This window comes from uncultured Helcococcus sp. (assembly GCF_946998255.1).
Classification (GTDB): domain Bacteria; phylum Bacillota; class Clostridia; order Tissierellales; family Peptoniphilaceae; genus Helcococcus.
In genome coordinates, this window is record NZ_CAMPYN010000058.1 from 1 (window position 1) to 6,498 (window position 6,498).

Annotated in this window: 6 protein-coding genes and 1 pseudogene; all 7 read left to right on the forward strand. The window is 29.4% G+C overall.

The features are described 5' to 3' along the window. Positions 1-358: 358 nt before the first annotated feature. Positions 359-556: pseudogene (locus Q0U66_RS05010) on the forward strand (hypothetical protein); the annotation flags it as partial. Between the two features lie 107 nt (positions 557-663). After that, positions 664-900 (forward strand): helix-turn-helix transcriptional regulator, encoded by a 237-nt coding sequence (locus tag Q0U66_RS05015; protein ID WP_297378173.1) that lies wholly within the window; start codon positions 664-666, stop codon positions 898-900. After that, entirely contained in the window at positions 887-1,909 is a 1,023-nt protein-coding gene (locus Q0U66_RS05020; protein WP_297378175.1) for a DNA cytosine methyltransferase, read from the forward strand. Before Q0U66_RS05015 ends, Q0U66_RS05020 begins: the two co-directional genes overlap by 14 nt. 9 nt (positions 1,910-1,918) lie before the next feature. After that, positions 1,919-2,875, forward strand: a complete 957-nt coding sequence (locus tag Q0U66_RS05025; RefSeq protein ID WP_297378177.1) for a HaeIII family restriction endonuclease — start codon at positions 1,919-1,921, stop codon at positions 2,873-2,875. Between the two features lie 57 nt (positions 2,876-2,932). Further along, positions 2,933-3,967, forward strand: coding sequence for a DNA cytosine methyltransferase (locus Q0U66_RS05030; protein WP_297378179.1), 1,035 nt, complete (start codon positions 2,933-2,935; stop codon positions 3,965-3,967). Positions 3,968-3,976: 9 nt separating this feature from the next. After that, entirely contained in the window at positions 3,977-5,644 is a 1,668-nt protein-coding gene (locus Q0U66_RS05035) for an ATP-binding protein (protein WP_297378182.1), read from the forward strand. 679 nt (positions 5,645-6,323) lie between these two features. Beyond that, on the forward strand, positions 6,324-6,498 hold a 175-nt coding region (locus Q0U66_RS05040; RefSeq protein WP_297378185.1), incomplete at its 3' end, for a MerR family transcriptional regulator.

A 6,498-nucleotide genomic window follows, 5' to 3' on the forward strand; every position in this document is an offset into this window, starting at 1 on the left:
AAAAATCTATATGATAGATTTAATAATTACAGATCTACAAATTATAATTCTCCGGGACTGGGACTGGGACGGGACTAAAAATTTGAAAATGTCCTATAATTAGATGGATTTAGTGATACTAGAAAAAATAGAATCTAGTATTTTGAATGTGTTGGGATATATCGTACGTTTGGAAAAGAAGAATGGGAGTAGTCGCAAAATTTTCTAAAATGGCTTGATTACAAGTTATAAAGAGAATAAAAAATGACTATTGAGGCTCAAATGGTACTGGTTAATAAGAATAATTAAAATAATAGTTTCAAGTGGTTTACATGAGGACAAAAAATTAGACCGTAGTTTAAAGCTGCGGTCTTTTTGCATACATATTACGAGGATTAATTTATTTTGACATCTCCAATGGCTACTTTCAAATGCAACAAATAATATAAACTAGATTGCAAAGGCTACTAATACAACTGGTGTTATTTATAAGAAAGATATTGATTATATGAGAGAAAAAATAGAAAAATTGTCAAAAGAAAAATGGGATATACATTCCCTGTTATTAAGAAAATAATTTTAGAGTTAGTTCAAGATAAGAGAATAAAAGACTATTAAAAGAATGGTTTTAATGGTACAATCAAAATAGTATAGATAAACATTGGGAGTTGTTTCGAATATCTCATGCTGAAATTTAGTTATAAAAAATTGTTTAAAAAACTTATAGACTTAGAAATGAAAAGTACTGAACTTATGGACAAAGCACAAGTAAGTAAAAGTACATTTTATAAAATAAAAAATGGAAAAAATGTTACTACAGATGTGCTTTTAAGAATTTGTAATACATTGAATTGTGATATATCAGATGTTATGGAATGCATAGAGTTTGAAACAGAGGAGATAAAAGATGAAATTGATTAGTTTGTTTTCAGGAGCAGGTGGACTTGACTTAGGATTTCAAAAGGCTGGTTATGAGATAGTAGCAGCCAATGAATTTGATAAAACTATTTGGGAAACATATGAAAAAAACCATGAAGCAAAATTGATAAAAGGCGATATATGTAAAATACCATCAGATGAATTTCCAGAATGTGATGGGATAATAGGTGGACCACCTTGTCAATCATGGAGTGAAGCAGGCTCACTTAAAGGAATTAATGATCCTAGAGGACAACTATTTTATCAATATATCAGAATTTTAAAAGATAAGAAACCTAAGTTTTTCCTTGCTGAAAATGTAAAAGGAATGATGGCAAAAAGACACAACTCTGCAGTAGAAAATATAGTTTCACAGTTTGAAGAAGCTGGATATGACGTATTTATCCATTTGTTAAATGCAAGTGACTATGGAGTACCACAAGATAGAAAAAGAGTCTTTTATGTAGGATTTAGAAAAGATTTGAATATTAGTTTTGATTTACCTCCTAAACCATACGATTATAAGTTGACATTTAGAGACGCCATTTACGACTTAAAAGATAACGCAATCCCAGCTTTAGAAAAGAATAAAACTAATGGTGATAATTGCAATTTTTCAAATCACGAATATTTTATAGGAGCATACTCTCCAATATTTATGAGTAGGAATAGAGTGCGTGATTGGGACGAACAAGCATTTACTGTTCAGGCTTCTGGTAGACAATGTCAATTGCATCCTCAAGCTCCTAAAATGATTAAAAAAGATAAGAATAAGCAAATATTTGAACCAGGTAAGGAAGAGTTATATAGAAGATTATCTGTTAGAGAATGTGCAAGGATACAAGGATTTCCAGATGATTTTAAATTCTATTATACAAATCTAAATGATGCCTATAAGATGATAGGAAATGCAGTTCCAGTAAACCTTGCTTATGAAATGGCTAAAGCCATTGACTTAGCACTTAATAAACCTAGTATATTTTCTTATCCTAAACAATTACAAATGATTTAGAGGTGTGTTATGAGTAACAAAAGTAATAACCAAGGTAGAGCTTATGAATTTGCATATTTGAATACTTTAAATGAAGAAATATCAAAATACAGGGTCTCAAAAATTGAAAAAAACTCAAGCTACAAAGCTGCTGAAAAGGCGTGGAATACTTTAGAAGAATCTGAAAAAGATATGTATAAAGTAAGTGCTTTGGCAGGAACTAATGCTATTTTAGAATTAGAACCCTTAATTTTAGATGATGGAGATGATGAGTTAGAATTAAAAATTCAGACTGATCATAAGGGAAAAGACGGAGATGTAAGGGATGTTTTAATCATTAGAAAAGGCATAGAATGGGAGATCGGTCTAAGTGTAAAACATAATCATTTTGCGGTTAAGCACAGTAGATTATCTAAAGGATTAGACTTTGGAGAAAAATGGTACGGTATAAAATGCTCTGATAAATATTGGGAAGATATAAAGCCTATTTTTGATTATTTAGAAGATGAAAAGGCAAAAGGATCAAAATGGAGAGATCTTCCTAGCAAAGAAGATGATGTTTATTTACCACTTCTAAATGCTTTTAAGGATGAAATAGATAGGCAAAATAATGTTTATGGTAAAGATATTCCAAAATTAATGGTTGAGTATCTTCTTGGAGAGTTCGATTTTTATAAAGTAATTGGTATTGACAATAAACAAATGACACAAGTTCAAAGCTATAACCTGAGAGGTACTTTGAATAAAGAGGGTAATGTACGAAAAAGAAGTGTCAAGCTACCGATAGCTTCGTTACCTACAAGGATTGTTAGCTTAGAATTTAGACCAGGAAGCAAAAATACTTTGGAACTATATCTTGATAGGGGTTGGCAATTTAGCTTCAGAATACACAATGCAGCAACAAAGGTAGAAACAAGTTTAAAGTTTGATATACAGATAATAGGTATGCCCACTACTATTATTTCTATAGATTGTAAGTGGAAGTAATAATTCCTTATTAAATACTATAAATATAAGTGTGTTTTTAAAAATAAGGAGGTATTTATGAGATATGGAGCTATTGATTTATTTTGCGGTATAGGAGGATTAACATGTGGTCTTGAAAAATCTGGTATTAATGTAATTGCCGGATTTGATTTAGATAAAACATGTGAATATTCATATACACATAATAATAATGCAAAATTTATTAATAAGAACATAGAGGATATAACTGCAAAAGAGATAGAAGAATTATTTTTTGGATATAATATAAAAATATTAGCTGGATGTGCTCCGTGTCAGCCTTTTTCTATGCATCAAAAAGATAAAAGTAATAGAAAAAAACACAAGGATTGGAGCTTGCTTTATCAATTTGGTCGTTTAATTAATGAAGTTAAACCTGAGATAGTTTCTATGGAAAATGTGCCCGAATTACTAAAAGAAGAAGTCTTTAATGACTTTATAGATACATTAAAAAATTGTAATTATAATATTGATTATAAAATTGTTAACGCTGCAGATTATGGTGTTCCTCAACGAAGAAAAAGATTATTGCTTATAGCTTCAAGAGGTATGAAGATTAAATTTATTGAACCTACTCATAAAATTCCTGTTACAGTTAGAGATGCAATATATAATTTACCTAAAATTGGAGCTGGTGAAATTAACAATGCTGATAATTTACACGTAACATCAGCCCTATCCGAAAAAAATATACAAAGAATTCAACATTCTGTTCCTGGTGGAACTTGGAGAGATTGGCCTCAAAATTTAATATTGAATTGCCATAAAAAAGAAACCGGTCGTACTTATTCTTCCGTTTATGGCAGGATGAAATGGGATGAAGTATCACCGACTATTACAACACAATTTATAGGATATGGGACTGGAAGATTTGGTCATCCAGAGCAAGACAGAGCATTAACACTTAGAGAGGGATCAATATTACAAACTTTTCCTAATTCATATTCATTTGTTCCAAAAGGTAGTAAGGTTATATTAAAAAATATAGCTAGACACATAGGGAACGCTGTTCCACCCAGATTAGGAGAAATTATAGGCTTGAGTATAAGATCAAGTTATGAAAAAAGAAAGTGAGAAAATCAAATGGAAAATAATTTTACTTTTAACATTTCATTAAGCGTATTAAACCACTTAGGTAGAAATTTATATAGAAATATTATAACAATATTAGGTGAAGCTATATCAAATTCGTGGGATGCAGATGCTAAAAATGTGTGGATAAATATCAATAAAAATAATAATTCTATGGAAATTATAGATGATGGTATTGGCATGACATACGAGGATTTTCAAAATAAATTTTTAAAAATAGGTTATTCAAAAAGAAAAAATGGTGATTATAAGACCGAAAGCGGGAGACCTTTTATAGGAAGAAAAGGTATAGGAAAATTGGCGTTATTATCTTGCGCTCAGAGAATCCATGTAGCATCTAAAACAAAAGAAACAGATATTGTGGGAGGTATTATTGATAATTCTAGTTTAGATGAAGCAATTAACGATGATTTAAATTCACAAGAATATGTACTTGAGAACCTTACATCTTATGATATACCATCACTAAATAAATTAGAAAAAGGAACTTATATTTTATTCGAAAATGTTAACGAAGGAATAACTAATACTGTTGATTATATAAAAAAATTAATAGCTTTATACTTTAGATTTTCGTTTTTAGATGAAAATTTTAATATATATGTTAATGACGAAAAAATTGATGAGAAAATGTTGAAGAGCTTAGCAGAAGATACCCAGTTTATTTGGATAATAAATAATATAGAAGACCCATTTATTAATCAATTATCTTCAGATATTGAGAAAAAATTATTAAAATCAAAGATTAATATTAAAGGTTATATTGCATCGGTTAACAAACCATCAAAACTTAAAATTCGTGGCACACAAGAAAAGGTAACGATTGATCTTTTTGTAAATGGAAGACTAAGGGAAAAAGATATATTGAGACACATCCCAACTTCTAGAATTGTTGAAAATTATGTATATGGTCAAATTCATTTTGATGATTTGGATTCAGGAGATACAAAAGATATATTTACAAGCAGTAGAGAAGGAATTATTTCTGATAATCAAAATTATAAACTACTCCTTAATGAAGTTGAAAGATTATTTAAAAACATAATGAATGATTGGGATGATCTAAGGCGTGAAAAAGGCGATGATGGTGATCCCGATAATATGAAGATTACACCTAAGAAGAGAAAAGCTCAGGAATTATTTAACACAACTATCAAGGAAATGAAAGAAACTCATAACCAAAATAGTGATTATAAAAAAGTTAAGAAAAATCAACTTGTTGAAGAATGGGTTAAATCTTTATCTACTGAATCGGAATATAATATTCCATCGTATGTAGAATGTTTTATAGCTGAGAATCTCTTAAGAAAATATATAGTTCATAATAAAATGGAGTTATCCGATAAAGCAACCAAAGAAGCTAGTAAATGGAAGAAAAACGAAGAATATAATAAGAGAGTAGCAAACATTAGTTATGATATAAGAGAATCAATGGAAGATATTTACTATCTTGATATGAAATGTTTGTCAAACTTTATTGATAAGGCACCAGATAAAAATAAAGACCCTGCGCTAAGTAGATCATCAGAAATATATAAACCTGTTAGAGATGCAGTTGGTCATACTTCAATTATAACACCAATAGCTAAACAACAATTGTCAATTGAACTAGAAAATATAAAGGCTAGAGTAATGAATTTAATGGATAAGGTTAGATGAATAAATTTGGTGCGAATAGTTTATTCCATTTTCGGTACTGGGACTGGGACGGGACTAAAAATTTGAAAATGTCCTATAATTAGATGGATTTAGTGATACTAGAAAAAATAGAATCTAGTATTTTGAATGTGTTGGGATATATCGTACGTTTGGAAAAGAAGAATGGGAGTAGTCGCAAAATTTTCTAAAATGGCTTGATTACAAGTTATAAAGAGAATAAAAAATGACTATTGAGGCTCAAATGGTACTGGTTAATAAGAATAATTAAAATAATAGTTTCAAGTGGTTTACATGAGGACAAAAAATTAGACCGTAGTTTAAAGCTGCGGTCTTTTTGCATACATATTTTTATTTTAAAAATCTTGATTTTATATAATTATGTAGGTTGTTATAAATTAGATCATTAATTAAGTTGAATAGAATATTAAAAATATAAAGGTCATAACAGGATATTTGTGGAAACATTTAAATTATATAGCAAACAAGTAAATTATGCGACAATAAATGTCGGTTTTAGTGTCGGTTTGAATAAAACTTAATATAAAATAAAATAAGCACTTCGTAAAAATGTTGAGGCACTGTTTTGGTTTATAGAGAAGTGGGAATTTTATATAATATATAGGGCTTGACATGTCTGTTGGGGACAGTGTTATCCTTCAATCAAAGGAGGTATATAACCATGTTAAGAAGTGAAATTCAAAAAGAAACGGGTCTAACTAGGAAGGCAATAGAGTATTATGAGGATAAAGGACTTATCAGTCCTCAGAAATCTGAGAATGGTTATAGAGACTATAGTATAAAGGATTTAGAAATTCTGAAAAAGGTATCTATATTTAGAAAATTGGGAATGAGTA